Genomic DNA, 18,730 nt, shown 5'->3' with positions numbered 1-18,730 from the left:
TTCTTCGTCTCTTGCTGAGTTCCTGCCTACCCAAAGATGAAAAACCAACTCAACTCAAAAGGGTAGTAGCCCAACCCTGAATTCCCCGTCAAACATACAATGGCCTATCATGATATTGGAGGCCGGAGATGGGTGACATAATTAAGCGGGGATCAGAGTTTATTGTTCCTGAATATCGAATCATTTACGTCACAGTGCCTGATGTACGGACAGATGAACCGATGCCTGAAAGGATGATTTTTTACGTGGATACACGATTTACAACTGCTCAGGTAAAGCGGTTAAGAGAAATGATTGTAACGGTTCTATTTTATTGGGGTGAACATGTGGAACAAATAAATGATGGCGAAGTTTCAAGGTATGAGTCCTGCGTTAATAAATATGCTCGCTTCAATTTAGCGCCAGTTTGGTTTGCAGATAGAATAGCTAATGGGCGGGCAGCAGCAGCTGTTCAAATGGCGGGTTTTACGACTCAGATTCAAGCCAATGGATATGGGAGGGCGGCTAAAGCTTATATAAAGTACAAGGAACCTACTGCGGGAGAATCCTTTACTATAAGGGGGCTGAATGCCTCAAGTCCTGAGAAAAGTTCACTCACTGTAACGGTTAATCCAATTAATTTATCATCTACAGCGGTCGGTACTACTATGCTTTCAGGTTCACTATTCCACGCTTGGCTACATCGTGAAGGATATCGCCACCCTGCTGGAAGATTTACGAGCTATTTCGCTGGAGAGGCAAGTATGTGTATCATGCGAGATAATAAAGATAAAGTACCGGGTGTGCCTGCTAGCACATATACGAAATGGCTTGACTAAATATAGATTCTGCAGAGGTGATCCTATCATAGGATCACCTCTTTTTATTAAGGAGGGTCCTTATGGACATCAGAATTATACCAATTAACCAGCTCAATGTAGCTGTCTATAATCCCCGCGTCGACCTTCAGCCGGGAGATCCGGAGTATGAAAAGCTTCGCCGCAGCCTGGACGAATTCGGCTATGTTGACCCGATCGTATGGAATGAACAGACGGGCAACATGGTCGGTGGCCACCAACGATACAAGGTGCTGGTGAATGAGCAAGGATGCACGGAGCTGGCTGTTTCGGTAGTCAACTTAGACCCGGATCGGGAGCGGCTACTGAATCTGGCATTGAATAAAGTGTCTGGTCGCTGGGATGACGAGGCATTGGCCAGTTTGCTTGCAGAACTGCAGCAAGGCGGCGCAGATCTAATGTTATCGGGTTTTGATGCAGGCGAAGCCGAAAGATTAATTGCTGATTTCACTGAGCCGGCTGCTGATCAGCTTGGAGACTTTCAAAACCGTGAATTAGATGTGAGTGAATTCGATGAGTCACACTTTGACTGTAAATGCCCTCGTTGCGGATTCGTCTTTGATAAAGAGGACGCATCATGAGTCGTCCAGCATGGGACTGGCAACTATCAGACCTTGCCAGCGTGCCAAAGCATGGGCGGACCGTATTCTCCTGCTTCAGCTGCGGCGGTGGCTCCACGATGGGTTATAAGCTTGCAGGATACACGGTGCTGGGCAATGTGGAGATTGATCCACAGATGATGCGGATCTATCGGCAGAACCATAAGCCGAAGTATCCCTTTCTCATGCCTATTCAGGATTTTAAGGCGCTGCCTAATTCAGAGCTTCCACCTGAGTTGTTTGACCTAGATATCTTGGATGGATCACCGCCATGTAGCGTGTTTTCTATGGCAGGAGTTCGAGAGGACAAGTGGGGTGGAGAGTACGCTTTCCGTGAGGGGCAGGCAGTGCAACGTTTGGATGATCTTTTCTTCGACTTTTTGGACGTTGCAGAAAAACTTCGACCTCGAGTAATTGTCGCCGAGAACGTTCGGGGAATGATGGTTGGTAAGGCTCGTGGGTTCGTTAGTCTGGTCTTATCTCGCTTTCGAGAGCTCGGGTATAGACCGCAGCTCTTTCTACTAAATTCTGCTACTATGGGCGTTCCTCAAAAAAGGGAACGCCTTTTCTTTATCGCTTTTCGGGAGGATCAAGACTTTCCATTGCTCCAATTGGAATTCAATGAGCTGCCTATACTATATGGAGACATTCGCAGTGGAGACGGCTCTCCGATAAATCCAGACAGCAAGACATATACCCGCTGGCACAAACGACGTCCACCAGATTTGAATATGGGCAATGTGACTGAACGAGAAGAAGGGAAAATGAGCAACTTCAATACGATTTTGCTTAAAGATCAGAAAGTAGCGAACACTCTAGCTAGTTCATCTGTATTTCTTCGGACGGATCAGCCGCGACACATCAGCGATATGGATGCTATTCGTATGCAGACTTTTCCAGCAGATTATGATTTTATGGATGCAAATGTGCAGTATGTATGCGGTATGAGCGTCCCACCATTGATGATGAAACGTATCGCCGAACAGATCTGTAAGCAGTGGTTAAATCTAGAAAAACGAAGAATTTAATGATAGGATAATGAAGCTTCTAAACTGTATCGGGGGAGAAATTATGTTATCCAAAGATGAAGAGTTTCTACAAATGATTCAAAAGGAAGAGGAAGAGTTGCTCAAAAAAAAAATAACGCATTTAAATCTTTTGGAAGAAGACATTGAGCAACTAAAGTCTTTGCCTTATAAAAATTATGACGGTCCGGATAAGACAAGTGATAACTATAAAGCTTATTATGCGACTATTAACTTGTCTGATTTGATAGGCAGTGCTCGTGGACATATCCCAGGAGAAAACTGGTTTGAATGTTTAGCGGACTGCCGGAGAATGTTAAATTTCGATCCGGGTTATTCGCTTGAGTCATATAAGGAAATACTGCTTGATCCTGATTCGTTTGATGTTGATTACCCTGATGTAATTCTTTACGAAGGGAAGTATTACATTGATGGTGGAGGAAAACATCGACTTACAATAGGTAAATGTATAAGTGCCTCAGAGGCAAAGGTTATTGTAAACGAAATTATAAAGTAGGAAAGAACCACCACAATATATGTGGTGGTTCTTTTTATCAAAAATTAAAAGGAGGACGCAGTAACGTCCTCCCCATCACCCAGGGTATCCCCCGGCTGAGACAGCGGCGCGCCACGCGTGGCATTTCCAGACATCCGCTGTCTCGCATTCCATCATAACGGAAAGTCGAGGGGTACGTAAATGGGAACACAAGATGAAATTTTATTGCAGCATGAGCTCGAAGTCATGGCCGGTATCCTGGAAAGCAAGGCGCAGTACCGCAAAATCGTTAAAGCTGGCATTGCAAAGTGGGTCAAGGACTTTCAGGACGGTCGAATTGAGATCAAGACGGTGGATGACCTGAAGAAGCTGATTGAGATAGATATTGAATTGCAGAAGGATGAATTGTAATTTACTTGCAAGTGTTAAGGTATTAGTTTTTCTGCCTATCCTATGAAAGTAATTAAATATCTATAGGAGGTGGCAGAACTATATGTTCGCCCACGAAATTGTACTCATGCTACTCTTTGTCAAAGGCCCACAGGAAACCTATTCGTACTATGCAAAGAAAGGAGAGGTAGACCATTTAATCTTGAATCTTCTGGACTTGAATGCTCAGGGTTATATTTATGTAAACTCCGGGTCATGGTCTTGGAGTGAAGGTCCAGATGTTCCAGGTGACTTAAATCCGCTTGGAATAAAGCTAACTAGAATTGGTGAGTTAAGAGCGGGACGACTTGTGGATGTTTTTAAAAATAGGTAGTAATTTTTGCCTGTTTTTAATATAAGGTTGGGGGTGGTGACATGTAACATGGCCAGAGAACGCAGTCCCGAGCGGGACAAGGCAAAGCAAATGTGGCTCGAGAGCGGCGGAACGATGAAGCTTAAAGACATCGCCGCTGCTCTTTTTGTTGGCGAGAATAAGGTCCGCAAATGGAAGTCAATTGATCATTGGGAAGAGGAACTCAAAGGGAACGTTCCATCTGTATCCAAAGGGAGCGTTCCAATTGAAACAAACGGGAACGTTCCACATCGCGGCGCTCCCAAAGGGAACAAAAACGCAGTCGGTAATCGAGGCGGTGCTCCTCCGGGCAATCAAAACGGGAAGGGAAACAGCGGTGGTGCCGGTGGGCCGCTTGGCAACAAGAAGGCAGTCACCACAGGTGAGCATGAAACCATCTGGTTGGATACCCTGACCGAAACCGAGCAACAGCTCATTGATCAGGTGGACACTGATCCAATCATCCAGGCCAATGAATCCCTTTACCTTTTGACGATTAGGGAGCGCCGCATGATGCTCCGAATCAAATCTTTAATGGATGGGTTATCCGAGACCGAGCGCAGCGTACTCTATGAGATGAAGGCTATTAAGGAAGTGGCCGAGATCCACGATGAGAAGACCGGTATAACGAAGAAGATTCCGCATAGCCGGAATGAGATGATGGAATCCAAAATCGAGGAGAAAGGCTTCCGAAAGCTGGACGATATTGTGAAGTTGGAAGAAGCTCTGACTCGCATCCAAGATAAGAAGATCCGTGCTATCGAGCTCAAGAACCGGCTGACCGACGACGAGAAGCGTATCCGCATCGAAACCATGGAGTATGAGTTACAGATGCTTCGTGGCGGTGGTAAGGAAGACTTCGAAGACGATGGCTTTATGGATGCGCTGAAAGGTAGGGCGGCGGAGGTGTGGAACGATGGCGAAGCTTAAACTCAAGCCGCCGGCATTCAAATGGGCTCCATTCTCCAACAAGCAGCTTAAAGTTCTGACTTGGTGGATGCCCGAGAGCCCGCACCACGATAAAGATGCAATCATCTGTGATGGTTCCGTCCGGGCCGGCAAGACGGTCTGCATGTCATTCTCCTTTATCGCCTGGGGGATGGATACCTTCCGAGGAGAACAGTTCGGTATGTCAGGGAAGACACTTGGTGCGTTACGACGTAACGTGGTCGGTCCGCTGAAACGCATGCTGGCCAGCCGTGGGTATCATGTTCATGACAATCGATCTGAAAATGTTTTGACTGTGACCCGGGGCTTAATAAGCAACCGGTTCTTTTTATTTGGTGGGCGAGATGAAAGTTCCCAGGATCTGATTGCCGGGATCACGCTGGCCGGGATGTTCTTCGATGAAGTGGCACTCATGCCGAAGTCTTTCGTTGACCAAGCGACTGCTCGTTGTTCCGTAGATGGTGCCAAGCTCTGGTTCAACTGTAACCCTGCAGGTCCATATCATTGGTTCAAAAAGGAATGGCTGGATCAACTGCAGAAGAAGCACGCACTGCACCTACACTTTACAATGGAGGATAATCTCTCTCTTTCCGAGCGTGTGCGGGAGCGGTACCGGCGCATGTACAGCGGGATCTTCTACCAACGGTACATTCTTGGTCTCTGGGTCATGGCTGAAGGGGTAATCTTCTCCAAGTTCAATGATGCAGTTCATAAGAAACCCAGAGAGTGGTTTCCGGCCAAGTTTGATCGCAAATTCATTTGTATCGACTATGGGGCTAACAACCCAACAGCATTCCTAAAATACGGAGTCCAAGGGAACGTCTATTATGAACTGGATGAGTATTATCACAATATCCGCCATAAGGGTGAGAAAACGAATGGTGAATATGCGGATGATCTGGAAGCCTTTCTTGATGGCGATGAGTATTCAATCTTCATAGACCCATCAGCGAAGGCTTTTATTATTGAACTGAAGAAGCGGGGGATCAACAATATCCGTGCTGCGGTGAATACTGTACTAGATGGTATTCAGACGGTATCTAACCGATTTCAGAATAATGAACTTTTTATCAGTGCTGATAACACCAATTCCCTTCAGGAGTTGGTGTCTTACGTTTGGGATGAAAAAGCCGCCGAGCGCGGCGAGGACAAGCCTATTAAGCAAAACGACCATACCTGTGATGCACGCCGATACGGTATCCATACGGATTATCTGTTGCAGCGTGTGAAGCAGCGTAAAAAAGAGAGAGAGGAGCGATCTGATCATGATGTGGGGTGGGTGTAAGGCATGAGTGGCGAGGCACAGTGGTTCCAAATATCAAAAGCAGAGGACAGGCATATTCCCTCGAGCGCACAGCTACCGGATAGTTTTGAAAACCTATACGATCAGCACGGGCTGCTTCCGTTTCCATCAGGCAATGACCCTGCCTCCTGCAAACTGTTGGTCAAGAACAGTAACATTATTCCGCAGTGCATTGAGGCGTACAAGCGAAACATTGCTGGATATGGTATTGCTTTGGAGTACCTCCCTGGTGAGAGTGATCAGACCGCGCAGGAGGAGTGGAACAAGGCTGATAAGTTCTTGGAGACCTGTAACCTGGAGGATACACCGGATGAGATTATCGGCTCCTTAATTGAGGACATCGAGAGCAGCGGGAATGCAAATGTGGAGGTCGCCTGGCCTGTCGGCAGTGAGTTCCCGACAATCTACCGAATCAATCCGAAATTCGTTCGTTGTACCCGTGAGACGGATAAGGTGACGATCAAGCGCAAGCGGCTGATCCGGTCATCGAAGAAGGTAGAGGAATTCTCCCAAGATATCTATGCCCGGAAGTATGCCATGAGGAGAGGGCAGTCCGTGGTGTGGTTCCGTCCATTTGGAGCTGAGGGTCGAGGCAATCAAATCATTCCCTTAAAACTTGGTAATGATGGTCCTTATGGTGAACCACGCTGGTTCGGAAATGCACCAGGAGTGGTTGGTAGTCGTGAGGCGGAGGAACTCAACGTTTCTTATTTCAGCAATGGTCGAATGCTCTCCATGTTGTTGACTGTGACTAACGGCCGACTGACCAAGCAATCGATGGAGCTGCTGAAGAATGTAAAAGGTTCGCAGTCCCAAGGAGGTATTCTTTATCTGGAAGCTATCGGGGAAGAGACTGGTGGACCACTAGATGAGAAAGTCGAGAAGGTATCTATTAAGCTGGACAAACTGAATGATCTATTGCAGCAGGATGCCTTGTTTCTAGAATACGGGAAGGACAAGAAAGCAGATATCCTCTCCGCGTTTCGGCTGCCACCTATACTGGTTGGCCAGAGTTCTGATTACAACCGTGCGACGGCGCAAGCTGCACTGCGATTTGCAGAAGAGCAGGTGTTCGAGCCTTACCGTAAGTGGATCATGGATGAGATCTTCAATAAACGCCTGTTTCCGGCTATGGGCATCTTCCGCGTACGGGCGACCCTGCGTGGGCCACGCATCATTGACCCGGAAGACCGCAAGGCGCTGCTGGACTTTATCGCAGATCGCGGGATTATGCTGGTCCGTGATCTGATTCCAATTGCTGAGGAAGTGCTTGATACAACGGTCGACGAGTCAAAATACACTGATGAATATTTGGATACACCAGTTGCTCAACTGATTAATAGTCAGCTGGCATTAACTGTGCCAGAACCTAACTCTGATGTGGACAATCTGCAAGAGCAGGTATCCACCATTGCCAAGCGTCTGCTGCGTCAGAGTCATGATGAGGTAGTCGGCCATGTGTAAGGGTTGCTGGGAGCTCATTGCCAAAGCAGACGATACTGAGTTTTTGGATAGTTTGGAGCTGACACATGCTGAGCGTAAAGTGCTGGAAGAGTTGTACAAGCAGGGAGAAAACCGAATAGTTGAAATCCTTGAGCTACAAGGGAAGGCATTGCATGACGCGATTCTGGACCTCAGCGAGGAGTTGCTGATTGATATCGGTGAGCTTGGAAAGGTTCTGCTGTCTGTTCAAAGCGGTGATCTCTTTACAGTTCAGTTCGAGCAAGCGGTATATGATGCTTTCACTCCGCTGTACCATTTGGCTGGTGAATCGGAGCTGACGGCGCTGAATACCAACAAGACCTGGTCCACTAAGAACAAGGCAGCTTCCCGTTTTGCGAAGAACCTCAAGAAGCTGGTACCAGATATGAACGGCACCAGCGCGGATGTTATGACCCGGGCTTTTCAGAAAGCCATTAAGGAGGGAAAGACCCCCTCCGAGCGAGCGCTGTTGGTGCGTGAGATCAGCGCGACGGCCGCCAAAGGTGATGCCGGCCCATTCAACATGGAGCGGGCCATTACCGTTTCCCGAACCATGAGCACGGCAGCAGCCAACGGCGGCAAGCTGGAAGGTTGGAAGCAGTCAGAGGTGGTAACTGGGAAGAAGTGGAGGTCTTCTAAGGGCGATCGCACACGAAAGACACACAAAAAAGCCAACGGTCAGGTGCAACCGCTGGATAAGCCCTTTGAAGTGGGTAAAAGCAAACTGATGTTTCCAGGTGATCCTGCAGGACGAGCCGAGGAGATTATTCGCTGTCGGTGTACTTTGCAATCTGTAATGGAATGAAAAGGTGATTTCCTGACTAATCTTTCTTTTAGTTAATATGAATTACAAAAAAACTGGAGGGGATTATTTTGAATGTGGAATAGAAGACTGAGTAAATAGAGTAATAGACTGATGATGATCATTAAGCTAACGGGCAGGATTCTTTAGCTTTAATTGTTTTTTGCCAAAGAATTATAACCTGATTGTGGTATAATTTGTTAATTAATATATATTTGAAAAAGTTCATGCTAATAAATGATTAAGTACAAATATTCTATTGGGAGAGACCTATGACTGATATAACTTTAGACAATATCAAAATTACAGTAGACTCAAATGACACTGATTACAATCAGGTATGTAATAATTTATATGAGTACAATGTTTGTGCGACAAATGGGTTACTCAAAAAGCCTGGGAAGGATATTAATTTATATCTAAAAGATGAATCAGGCAAAGCCGTGGGCGGTTTGTTTTGTGAAACCTGGTCTTACGGTTTGTATATTGATGTATTTTGGATAGCTGATGAATACAGAAACAAAGGATATGGAAAAATCATGATAGCAGAAGCTGAGGGGCTAGGGAAAGAACTTGGCTGTATATTTGCTCATACTTGTACATTTACGTATCAATCGCCGGAATTTTATAAACGCATGGGCTATGAGGTTTTTGCAGTTAATGATGAATACCCAGAAGATATAAAACAATTTTTCTTAAAGAAGAAATTATAGTATAAATATTTTCTATTGAACTAACGGGACACGATAGCATCATGACGAACAGGCTGTCGGTATAGGCTACCTGTTCAACTATCGGGCAGGATAGCTCAATAAATTCGCGAATACTCTACATATGGAATTATTTACGAAGTTCGTAAATATTCGTTATCTGAAAGAGCGGCCCCAAAAAACTTTGAAAGTAATTCATTCGCAACATCCTGTTGCCTTATGCAAAAGATTTTTTAGTGGAATTTCTTTTATACAACTCGAACATGTTTGTGAAAAAATACGAACGAGAAATTTAAATGAATAGGGGTTAATAAATGATAAAGATTCGAAATATGACAGAAAGTGAATTTGAAAAATTTAAAGAGTGGTCTGTTAATGACTATGCAAAAGATTTAATCAAATCTAAAATGAGTAGCGATAAAGATGCTTATAAATGTGCTGAAAAAGAATTCAATGAACTACTTCCGATGGGTTTATCAACAAAAAATAATTATTTATATGTAATGATAAATCATAGTTTAGAAAAAATTGGTTTTATTTGGTATGAAAAAGAGAATACATCAGGATTCATTTGTGATTTTTTGGTTAAGCAAAATTACAGAAATAAGGGATATGGATTTGAAACTATGAAATTGATAGAGCAGGATGCCAAAGATAAAGGAATTAGAAAACTCAGACTTAGTGTATTTAATTTCAATGAACCAGCCTACAATCTATATAAAAAACTAAAATATAAAGAAGTTGAGAACAATGATGGAAATGCGATAATGGAAAAAATACTTGATAACTAATATATGGGGAAATTCAAATGCCCCTTATGTACTGAATCAGTAAATGATCATTAAGCTAACGGGAAACGTTAGTTCAATGAAACAGCGACAGTCAAGGACATTATTTTCTCGTCCTTTGCTGTCGCTGTTTCAATTTCTAGGTCAGTCCATTATTTATTTAACGAATTTTGGCGCCATTACAATTCAGAATCTGCAAGGAGTTATCTAATATAGCTTTTTTTATTGAAAGGAGGTGAGAACAGAATATGAGCTATAAACTGAAAGACGCCAAGATCACGCATATCTCCCTTGTAGACAAGGGAGCGAACGGCGTGCCGTTCGCCATCATCAAAGACGTTGGGAAGAATGCCATCCAGAAGCAGGTCCAGATCGCCAAGATTGACGACGATAAGCGGATTGTCAAAGGCGTGGTGTATCAGCCCGATGTGGCAGACGCCCATGATGATCAAATGGATGAAGTGGAGATTGAGAAGGCAGCGCATCTCTTTATGGAGAAGCAGCATACCTACAACATCGACAAGCAGCATGATCTCGAGGTCGATAAGGGTTTTGTCATTGAGTCATACATTGCTCCTTGTGACATGACACTTGGTGAGCAGCAGATTGCGAAGGGCTCCTGGGTGGCAGCTGTGAAAGTGACTGAAGACGATACTTGGGAGGCAATCAAGAAAGGCGAGATAACTGGCTTTTCAATGTGGGGCGTAGGCAAGAGGGAAGAGATCGAGGAAGAAGAGGAGGTATCCAAGGGATTCTTGAACAGGATAGCCAAAGCGCTGGGTCTGATTGAAAAGGGCGCTGTCGCTGACAAATACAATAAAAACCGAAAGGACCGAGAATTTTGGGCAGCACAGGATGCGCTCAACTCGGTCCTTTTTCGTTGGGGTAGTTGGGAAAGCGGGATGGAAACCGATACGGATACTATTCGGGAGGCGCTACAGGATTTTGTGGACATTGCTGAGGACGTGTTGACCAAGGAGGATATCGTGAAAGCTATCGGCGCGCCGCCTGAATCCATTACCAAAGCTGGAAAGGCGATATCTGCCGGCAATCTTAAACATGTGGACGATGCGATTGCTGCGCTTAATGAATTGAAAAATAAAACGGCTCCTGTAGAACAAGAGCTCGAGGAGGATGACGATTTGAAAGCTGAAGATATTGCAAAGGCCGTTACGGCCGCAATGGCCCCGATCGCCAAGCAGGTAGAAGGCTTGACGGCAGAAATTGCGGATCTTAAGAAAGAGGAAGGTGTCGATGGTGAGCAACCTGCAGGTGGGGCTGCTCCAGTTAATACCGCAGAAGAGACTGCAATTACCGACGCCATTGCCAAGGCTCTTGCACCGCTGAGTCAGCAGATGCAGACGCTGGCAGCTGACGTGCAGTTGGTAAAGAATAGCCGCGGTGCTTCCGCGCAAGGTGATGAAGAAGAAATCAGCAAATCAGAAGGCGCCGTTAGTTTCGGACGCTTCCTATAATTCGAAGGAGGAATGCAAATCATGAGAACAAACGGTAACATCGCTAGTACGAGCATTCGTAAATCAACCATCGTTACACCAATGGACCAAAATGCCTTGAACTATGAGGAAGTCGAAGCCTTCACGGATATGGCGTACGAAGCTAATGGCTTCCTAAAAGGTATCCGTCATGAGAATCGGAAGAGCTCCAAAGGAACTATCGATAAAATTGGTGTGCGTGGCCGGAACATGCGCGGTAAAAAAGAGAACATCATGGCGACTAATACACCAGGGCTGACCTTTCCACAAATTCCGTATTCGGTAGAACCTGTGGTTCTTCCTTTTGATATCACTGAAGAGTTTATCCGTCAGACGCAACGGGTTCGTGGTCAAAACGCTGAAGAAATTATCATGCGGAACATGGCCAACAACTACGGGGAGAATATGCAAGACATTGCCTTTAATGGCGATACGAATACACCTAATACAGACCCAGATTATGAGTTCCTGACCATTAATGACGGTTGGTTGAAACTGGCCAGAACAACCGGTCATTATTTAGATTGGAAAACACTTTCGGCTAAAGAGAAAACAGGGATTTTGTTTGAGGTTGAGCGTGCGATACCAACCCGTTATCGCGCTGGTGGAGTATTCAAATACTTCATGCATCCAAATACCTTCAGCGAGCGACTTCAGATGCTGGCTGAGAAGGACACCAGCGCATCTATTCAGTTGCAGATCTTGGGAGGGACGAAGAAAGTCAACGCTTATGATGTAGAAGAGGTCTGGAGTATGCCAGAAGGTGCCATTCTCTTTACTTATCAGCCGAACTTTGCAATGGTCCATACCTACGATATGCAGATCCGTAAGACGACTGAGGGAAAAGAGGCAATTTGGACAGATAAACGTTTCTATGCTATTCATTCAGATTTTGATGCGATCTATGAGGAGCCACAGGCTCTGGCATTCGTGGAAGGGGTGGAATTTTAATGTCCTACGTAACTTACCGAGGCAAAAACGCCTCCCTTCGGCTGCATAGTATCCGGTTTGTGCCTGCTGTGCCGGTGTTGGTGGAAAATGAGACGGTGCTGAAGCACTTACTGGAGCATCCTGATTTTGAGGTTAAAACGGAAAAGATCATTCCACTGGAAGATTTGTCTCTACCGCAACTGAAGGATAAGGCGAAGAAAGCAGGCATTGAAGGCTTCACGGATATGAAGAAGCCGGATTTGATCGTCGCCCTGAAGGCACTGGAAAGCGGCGGTGTGCCGGATGCTGACAGCGACACTCCTTAAGAGCCGTAGCCGCGTCAGCGCTGTGCAGGAGGCTACTGACGATCAGCTTGAGCAGTACATTGATGACGCACAGACCCGGATTGAGTTGTACTTACCTGTTCATTTTCCGGAGGTGGTAGACAAGCAGCTCATGCTGGCCTGGGTGAAGCTTGCGGAGTCACTGGCTCTGCAGGACAGTGAGGAATACCTGGCTTCAGTCGCCCGCGGCTACTCAGCAGAAAGTGACGGCGCTTGGACATATACCCGACAGGCAGTTGAAGGGAAGACCACAGGCAATGCTGATGTGGATTCTATTCTCTTCCTGTGGGTCAAGAAGCAGCAGTCCGGGCCGGATGATGGGAACATCACGGCCTATTTGCTATGAATCACCGCATGAATACACCGCTGGCAGTGTACCGGGTCGGTCGTCAGCAGGATGCGGACAACCTATTCAGCGATCGGAAGGCAGGAAAGATCGCAGACTTGAAATGTTTCGTTGTTAAGACGCAGACTGATGCCAAGGCAGATTCCACTCCTGTCATATACATTGTTAAAAAGACAATTGGGGTTCCGAAGACAGCAGACGTCCGAATTAGTGACGAGGTGTCGCTGTTCGGACGCAAATATCTGGTGATTGACTCTAACCCGCGCCGTTACTGGCGTGAGTTATTGGTGACTTGCGAGGTGAAAGGCAGTGAACATGCATGATTTTGATGGTTTAGCGAAGAAATTCAAGAAGCTGAGCGACGAAGGGGTTAGTCAGATCCTTAAGAACATTGCTGAGGCTGTGGGCGAAACACTTTTGAACCTGGTCATCGATGAGATTGATAAACAGGATCTGATTGACACTGGATTGATGTGGAACTCCTTTACTCGTGGAGAGGACAATAATATTTGGGAATGGGATATTGACCGCAATTCTATTACTATCGAAGTCGGTTCCAATCTTCCATACGCACGCCATCTCAATGATGGCTATACCATCCAAAAGGCTCACTTTGTCCCGGGCTATTGGGCAACGAATGGAACATTTGTCTACGATCCTAGGGCGAAGACAGGATTTATGGCTAAGCCACGGTCGTTCATTGGCCGGCATTACTTTGACATCGCTGTTCAGCAATTGGAGGGCGGGATGAATGCACTGATTATGAAGCGGCTGGAGAAAGAGCTGGGGAGGATGCTGTCATGATGGATGTGGGATTGAAAGCCTGGGCAGAACTCGTGCAGCGGATATACCCGGAGCTGCCGATTCTTCGAGATCGATCTCGCTGGTTAGCGGGGCAGTTTGATCGCCCTAGTGTATTTATCGAGACGGATTTGGTATCCGATAAAGCACACACACCGCGGGCAGACCGAATTATTGAGGATGTAGGGTTAGTCTTTCATTACGACATCGACCGTAGCGTGGTAGAGGAAGACGGAGAGCCCATTCCCCTAGACTTATCTCCCTTCTTCCTTTACCTCCGCCAGCGACGGTTCTGTGTAGTCTCGCAGCGCTTTGGATTCATGATGGTAATTGAGGCTCCACGCACGCGGCCGCAGAATGATCGGATGGAAGTTACGTTTCGGTATTCGTACCTGCTGCATGTTCCGAAACTTGTGATCAAAGATAACGGGCGGCAGATCCAGAAGATCAACGACTTTTTTATTGAACCCAGTTGAATTGATGTTTAATTTTATTAAACTAACATGTGTATTTTAAATGAAGGTAGTACAGCATTTTAGGACTTAACTAAAATTGTTCATTGAAGGAGTAAGGTGATAAGATGAAAAATATATAATAGTAAATAATTATCAGTATTTCGGGGTGAGAATGTGAAATTCTGTATTTATCTGAAGCAAACTGAGCCAGAAGTTTCTTTTTCTTCTGAAGAACATATTTTCCCTGCTGGAATAGGAGGTATTCAAAAACTTCCTATAGACTTTGTAAGTCACGATTGTAATAATTCATTCTCAGCCATGGAACTGAAATTCATGAGGAATTCTTTAATTTCGCTTGATCGTCAGTTTTACGGACCTGGAAAACGAGGTAAACTAAATCCGAGAAATGCTTCGAAGTCAACAGTGTGCTTAATGACTGATGTCAACGACCAAAACTCAGTTGAATTAGGCTATGTTAGCTTGGGTCAACCCTATAATATTCTTCAAGTGCTTATTAATAAGAGTGGGGTATGCCGATTTAAAACAGACAGATCACATGGAGAAATAAATGAACAATTAGATATTTTCATGAAAAGTTTAGAGAAGTATGATGGCAAATATGTATTGTATGAGGATGAGAGATTCTCTGAAGATGAGTTTGTCCTTGGTTATCATGAGGGTAAATGGTACGTTGCATTAAGCAATAAAGATTTTGAGGGTAAAATTATTGGTTTTGTCAAAATGCTAATACATCAGAAACCTTTGAAAAGTCATCCCCCTCAATATAAGACAGTCCAGAAAGAAGTAATGCAGACACTTACATTCGATGATTCACATTTTAGAGTTTGTGCGAAGATAATGTTTAATTATCTTGCCTTTGCAAAAGGTCAAGATTTTGTTTTGAATAGTTGTTTTGATGAACTAAGAGATTGGATAGTAAAAGGTGGTGAAAATAAATTTGCTTTACTTATAGGTGAGGAGCTCAGATTACCCATTTCATTCCCTAAGTTTGCTCACAAACTTGTAGTTATTCAAGACGGTAGATCATTAAGAGGATGTATAAGTTTTTATGGTGAGGCGTTCACAACCCAAGTGAATTTATGTGAGAGTTATGAAGGTTTTTTTGAAATGGATGGGTTTATCTGTGATTGGAAAAATAAAAGGGAATATTTTATGAGTGATTATATATTGCAAATAACAAAGAAAATGCATTGTGGGTTATCTTAATTTGATTTATCCAATTGACATCTGAGTGAGCAATTAAACCTTCTACACCGCCTATATTTGGCGGTTTTTATTTTGGAAATAGTAATAAGGGAGGAATTAAAAGTATGAGTATGAGAAAGCAGCTTCGCCAATCAGTCTCAGATAGCAATAATTTACGTACCAAACGGGAATGGATCGAGAGTGCAGTGGTTTTAAAGCGGGAACGCTTTGAAATTGCAGGCGCTCTTTTTGATTGTGACGAAGATACCCTGCTGACTCAGCAGGAAGTTATTCAAAAGGTGCAGGCCTATTTGGGACTGATAACAAAGGGGGAAACAGTGAATGTCGATACAACGGAATAGACCAGGCGCGTATGTGGAGCTGCAGGCGGTTGCGAAGTCTCGTGTCCTATCGGTATCTGGCCGTGTTTTGATACCGTATCAAGCCGAGTGGGGGTTGCCGAATAAAGCAGTGGATATGGCGGATCAGTCCGAGCGCTTCAACGAATCTGGTCTACTTGTAGATGAGTTGGAACTGGCTGCAGAGAATGGCGCAACGGTAGTGGGTTATAGGGTTACGAATGGGAATGAGGTAGCTGCCTCGGTTGCTGTAGCTAGTAGCTACACAATTGAGGCCCGTTATCCAGGAACGCGAGGGAACGATTTTGAATATCTCATCCGAGCAAGCCTGGTAGATGCTGCGAAGAAAGAAATCGTTATTCGTGACACGAAAGGGATCTATGATACAGAGACTTTTCTGGTGTCTGATAAAGCCGAAGCTGTAGAAACGCTGAAAAAGTCCAACATGGTGCGCTTTAAGGATACTGGTGCAACGGCACTGGCTGATGTTGCCTATACAAAGTTGGCCGGTGGAGTTACCGGTACTGCAGCGATTACGGCAGCCAATTGGAGCGGTATATTTAATCGAATTGATGGCCTGGTATTTGATGTCGTTAATCTACCTTCCTCAGAGGCTGGGGTACAGGCAGCGGCAAAGCAATGGCTGCTGGATCGACGTACCAAGGCTCGTAAGCTAGCGCAGCTGGTCATTGCAGGAGCATCGGGATCTGATGATGATATTGAAGCTCACAACACCCGCAGCCGTGCTGCTAATGCTCGTTTTATCATCAATTGCTCCTTGGCTGGCGAACATTCTAACGGAAAGATCTATACTTCCCAACAATGGGCGGCATGGGTAGCTGGTTTAGCCGCTGGAACACCTGCTAATAAATCCTTTACGGGTGTTAAGGTACCAATGACTGAAGCTCTTGTGGACTGGAGTCATAGTGAAGTTTTGAAGGGGCTGGCCGAAGGCACACTGATGGCTACACGGGATGGTTACGACTATATTATTGAGTCCGCAGTGAACACATTGACCACGCTTGGTGCAGGGGAACGGGAGGACTTCGGCAAGATTCGAGTTTCCATGACGATTGACCAAATCCTGAATGACATCTACGCTGCTGGCAAAGCAAACAAGGCTAAGCTGGATAATGACAAGGATGGTCGGGGTATGTTTATCGCAGCAGTCGTTAGTTATCTGAAGACTCGTGCGGGACAGAAGGCGATTGGCTCAGAATTTACATTTACCGAACATCCAACGAAGACCAGTGACATGGATTATGCTTATTTCTCCCTGTCTGCAAAACCCTTGGACGCGATTGAGATCTTTAATATTGATTGGGAGGTGGCGTAATCGATGGAACGCGAACTTATTGGCCGTAATTTATCCGTGCAGGATGACAACGGGGACTCGATTCAGACCATTAAAGAAGTGGAAGTTATCCTGAAGCCAGAGACATTGGATATTATCCGTGCGCGAAAGATGTCTAAAACGAAGCAGATTGTGGGTTATGAAATTACCGTGAAGTTGGTTATGTCAAAACTGGAGTCCTCTCTTCGTTACAGGCTCCTGGCTGATTTCAAGGCGGGGAAGACGATGTTCCTTGATCGGATCACCGGCTCACTTGAGGACATGCAGACTGGTAATGTAGAACGAGTGATGATCAGCGGTGTGCATATTCATGATGAAATGGATCTGCTAGTTGCCAAGATTGATGACAACAATGGCATTGATATCACACTGTCTGGTACCGCGAATGATTTTGATTTTATTGAACAGTTTCCGGATTATATGGCATAGGGACGGGTAACCGTCTCTTTTTCTTTATATCATATCAATTAAAAATTGGAGGAAGAATCACTATGAGCGATAAATTAGAAAAATACCTATCCAAAGGTAAATCAGGTCGTAAAGACGATACTATTACTGTGCCGGCAGACGGGGAAGAATGGTCTGTGCGCCGCCTGACCACTATTGAGGTACGCCGAGCCTATGAGTTGGCCTATGAGGAAAATGGTGATCCGAAAGATTCCTATAACGAGATTGACGTCATGATCGTTAAGGCAACCGAACATGAATTTGATTGGAACAATAAAGATTTACTACTCGCCTTCAATTGCACTAGTAAATATGAGCTGCCACCGCGTATTCTAGACAATCCTGCTGATTATTCGGAGCTTAGCAAAGCTGTGCGTAATTTCCAAGAAACGAAGGACGAACTTATGAAAGAAGCAAAAAACTCATCAAGCAAGACGGAGAAGCAAGCTGGGTAGCATCCTTTTGGATTAACCAGAAACGGCTGCCGGCTGAAATCCTACCTTATGAGGTGGATAAGCAGCGGCAGTATTTTTTCTGTCTTGCCGCTGGGATGCTTGCTGAAGAAGAGACGAAACGAGCCATGAAAAAATAATTGAGTAATACATCTTTAAATTACTGAGATGCTACCTAAATATCACAAAATCCATCAGATTTTTGAGGTTAGTAACTAAACGTTTCAAACATTTTATTAATTTTTTCCATTTCAGTATTAAGTTTATGAAAGAGAGTGAACAGGGTTTCAACGTATACGGTATAAAGGAAATAATATATTACAAAATGGATGATTATCGCCACTATAATTGTAATCAACTGTATTATGGGAGCTAATTCATCTGAATCTTTAAATAATTCCTTCAACTTATAGAATCCCCAATCATATAACGTGATCGCAGTATATGCAGTAGCGCCTAAGCTAACAGCCCTTAGAAGAAAATTTTCCATATTGCTCATATCTAATCCATGATTAAGATAATGAGTCAAATAAAAATAATCAATAACTGTAAGTAATTCACCAAGTATGGGAGTATTGCTAGCTATACTATTGCCTAAAATACCTATACTTATAAACTGTAATAGTATAGAGGCAATGATTGCACCTAAAAGATAGTAAATGTATTTTTTGCCCATTTAATATTTCTCCTGACTAGTTTTTGATTTCAGTTGTTAGATGCATTATTTATTACTGATCATGGTTAATTCTTATATCGTCCAAGTGCTAACCTCA

Annotated in this window: 25 protein-coding genes; 24 read left to right on the top strand and 1 reads right to left on the bottom strand. The window is 44.6% G+C overall.

Annotated features, from left to right (window positions below; all coding sequences use genetic code 11):
• Positions 1-128 precede the first annotated feature (128 nt).
• The 24 genes from MHI15_RS06385 to MHI15_RS06270 all read left to right on the top strand — a co-directional run bounded on the left by MHI15_RS06385 (position 129) and on the right by MHI15_RS06270 (position 17,960).
• A complete protein-coding gene (locus MHI15_RS06385; RefSeq protein ID WP_076219669.1) occupies positions 129-818 on the top strand; it encodes a hypothetical protein in 690 nt (229 codons plus the stop codon).
• 62 nt (positions 819-880) lie between these two features.
• Complete coding sequence (locus tag MHI15_RS06380; protein ID WP_341164243.1) at positions 881-1,417, top strand: transcriptional regulator; 537 nt, start codon at positions 881-883, stop codon at positions 1,415-1,417.
• A complete protein-coding gene (locus tag MHI15_RS06375; protein WP_341164242.1) occupies positions 1,414-2,463 on the top strand; it encodes a DNA cytosine methyltransferase in 1,050 nt (349 codons plus the stop codon). Before MHI15_RS06380 ends, MHI15_RS06375 begins: the two co-directional genes overlap by 4 nt.
• 43 nt (positions 2,464-2,506) lie before the next feature.
• Complete coding sequence (locus MHI15_RS06370; RefSeq protein ID WP_341164241.1) at positions 2,507-2,977, top strand: hypothetical protein; 471 nt, start codon at positions 2,507-2,509, stop codon at positions 2,975-2,977.
• 180 nt (positions 2,978-3,157) lie between these two features.
• Complete coding sequence (locus MHI15_RS06365; RefSeq protein WP_076220554.1) at positions 3,158-3,367, top strand: hypothetical protein; 210 nt, start codon at positions 3,158-3,160, stop codon at positions 3,365-3,367.
• An 82-nt stretch (positions 3,368-3,449) separates the two neighbouring features.
• Complete coding sequence (locus tag MHI15_RS06360; RefSeq protein ID WP_341164240.1) at positions 3,450-3,719, top strand: hypothetical protein; 270 nt, start codon at positions 3,450-3,452, stop codon at positions 3,717-3,719.
• Between the two features lie 48 nt (positions 3,720-3,767).
• The gene (gene terS / locus MHI15_RS06355) at positions 3,768-4,667 is read left to right on the top strand and encodes a phage terminase small subunit (protein ID WP_341164239.1); all 900 of its coding nucleotides are present in this window, start codon (positions 3,768-3,770) and stop codon (positions 4,665-4,667) included.
• 67 nt (positions 4,668-4,734) lie between these two features.
• Positions 4,735-5,970 (top strand): PBSX family phage terminase large subunit, encoded by a 1,236-nt coding sequence (locus MHI15_RS06350; protein ID WP_445667997.1) that lies wholly within the window; start codon positions 4,735-4,737, stop codon positions 5,968-5,970.
• Between the two features lie 3 nt (positions 5,971-5,973).
• A complete protein-coding gene (locus MHI15_RS06345) occupies positions 5,974-7,452 on the top strand; it encodes a phage portal protein (protein ID WP_076219676.1) in 1,479 nt (492 codons plus the stop codon).
• Positions 7,445-8,275: a phage minor head protein gene (locus tag MHI15_RS06340; protein WP_076219677.1), complete on the top strand. Its 831-nt coding sequence runs from the start codon at positions 7,445-7,447 to the stop codon at positions 8,273-8,275. The genes MHI15_RS06345 and MHI15_RS06340 overlap by 8 nt, the downstream gene beginning before the upstream one ends.
• A gap of 269 nt (positions 8,276-8,544) precedes the next feature.
• Positions 8,545-8,985 (top strand): GNAT family N-acetyltransferase, encoded by a 441-nt coding sequence (locus tag MHI15_RS06335; RefSeq protein WP_341164237.1) that lies wholly within the window; start codon positions 8,545-8,547, stop codon positions 8,983-8,985.
• 311 nt (positions 8,986-9,296) lie between these two features.
• On the top strand, positions 9,297-9,773 hold the full coding sequence (locus MHI15_RS06330) for a GNAT family N-acetyltransferase (RefSeq protein ID WP_076220673.1): 477 nt from the start codon (positions 9,297-9,299) through the stop codon (positions 9,771-9,773).
• Positions 9,774-10,018: 245 nt separating this feature from the next.
• A complete protein-coding gene (locus MHI15_RS06325; RefSeq protein WP_076220672.1) occupies positions 10,019-11,245 on the top strand; it encodes an XkdF-like putative serine protease domain-containing protein in 1,227 nt (408 codons plus the stop codon).
• 21 nt (positions 11,246-11,266) lie between these two features.
• A complete protein-coding gene (locus tag MHI15_RS06320) occupies positions 11,267-12,214 on the top strand; it encodes a major capsid protein (RefSeq protein WP_076220671.1) in 948 nt (315 codons plus the stop codon).
• Positions 12,214-12,519, top strand: a complete 306-nt coding sequence (locus tag MHI15_RS06315) for a Rho termination factor N-terminal domain-containing protein (protein WP_076220670.1) — start codon at positions 12,214-12,216, stop codon at positions 12,517-12,519. The genes MHI15_RS06320 and MHI15_RS06315 overlap by 1 nt, the downstream gene beginning before the upstream one ends.
• Positions 12,497-12,883: a hypothetical protein gene (locus tag MHI15_RS06310; RefSeq protein WP_341164236.1), complete on the top strand. Its 387-nt coding sequence runs from the start codon at positions 12,497-12,499 to the stop codon at positions 12,881-12,883. The genes MHI15_RS06315 and MHI15_RS06310 overlap by 23 nt, the downstream gene beginning before the upstream one ends.
• The gene (locus tag MHI15_RS06305) at positions 12,880-13,206 is read left to right on the top strand and encodes a hypothetical protein (protein ID WP_341164235.1); all 327 of its coding nucleotides are present in this window, start codon (positions 12,880-12,882) and stop codon (positions 13,204-13,206) included. Before MHI15_RS06310 ends, MHI15_RS06305 begins: the two co-directional genes overlap by 4 nt.
• On the top strand, positions 13,199-13,687 hold the full coding sequence (locus MHI15_RS06300; RefSeq protein WP_341164514.1) for an HK97 gp10 family phage protein: 489 nt from the start codon (positions 13,199-13,201) through the stop codon (positions 13,685-13,687). The genes MHI15_RS06305 and MHI15_RS06300 overlap by 8 nt, the downstream gene beginning before the upstream one ends.
• A 5-nt stretch (positions 13,688-13,692) precedes the next feature.
• Positions 13,693-14,160, top strand: a complete 468-nt coding sequence (locus tag MHI15_RS06295; protein WP_341164513.1) for a hypothetical protein — start codon at positions 13,693-13,695, stop codon at positions 14,158-14,160.
• 153 nt (positions 14,161-14,313) lie between these two features.
• Positions 14,314-15,366 (top strand): hypothetical protein, encoded by a 1,053-nt coding sequence (locus MHI15_RS06290; protein ID WP_341164234.1) that lies wholly within the window; start codon positions 14,314-14,316, stop codon positions 15,364-15,366.
• Between the two features lie 104 nt (positions 15,367-15,470).
• Positions 15,471-15,707: a hypothetical protein gene (locus MHI15_RS06285; RefSeq protein WP_341164233.1), complete on the top strand. Its 237-nt coding sequence runs from the start codon at positions 15,471-15,473 to the stop codon at positions 15,705-15,707.
• Positions 15,688-17,040, top strand: coding sequence for a phage tail sheath subtilisin-like domain-containing protein (locus MHI15_RS06280; RefSeq protein ID WP_341164232.1), 1,353 nt, complete (start codon positions 15,688-15,690; stop codon positions 17,038-17,040). Before MHI15_RS06285 ends, MHI15_RS06280 begins: the two co-directional genes overlap by 20 nt.
• A 3-nt stretch (positions 17,041-17,043) precedes the next feature.
• Entirely contained in the window at positions 17,044-17,487 is a 444-nt protein-coding gene (locus MHI15_RS06275) for a phage tail tube protein (protein ID WP_060622117.1), read from the top strand.
• A gap of 62 nt (positions 17,488-17,549) precedes the next feature.
• On the top strand, positions 17,550-17,960 hold the full coding sequence (locus tag MHI15_RS06270) for a hypothetical protein (RefSeq protein ID WP_076138584.1): 411 nt from the start codon (positions 17,550-17,552) through the stop codon (positions 17,958-17,960).
• 205 nt (positions 17,961-18,165) lie between these two features.
• On the opposite strand, the gene MHI15_RS06265 is transcribed toward MHI15_RS06270, so the two are convergent.
• Positions 18,166-18,633, bottom strand: a complete 468-nt coding sequence (locus MHI15_RS06265) for a hypothetical protein (protein ID WP_076302518.1) — start codon at positions 18,631-18,633, stop codon at positions 18,166-18,168.
• Positions 18,634-18,730: the final 97 nt, after the last annotated feature.

The organism is Paenibacillus sp. FSL H7-0918 (assembly GCF_038007025.1).
GTDB classification, from domain to species: Bacteria; Bacillota; Bacilli; order Paenibacillales; family Paenibacillaceae; genus Paenibacillus_AQ; species Paenibacillus_AQ odorifer.
This window is presented reverse-complemented; position numbering and strand designations above follow the sequence as displayed.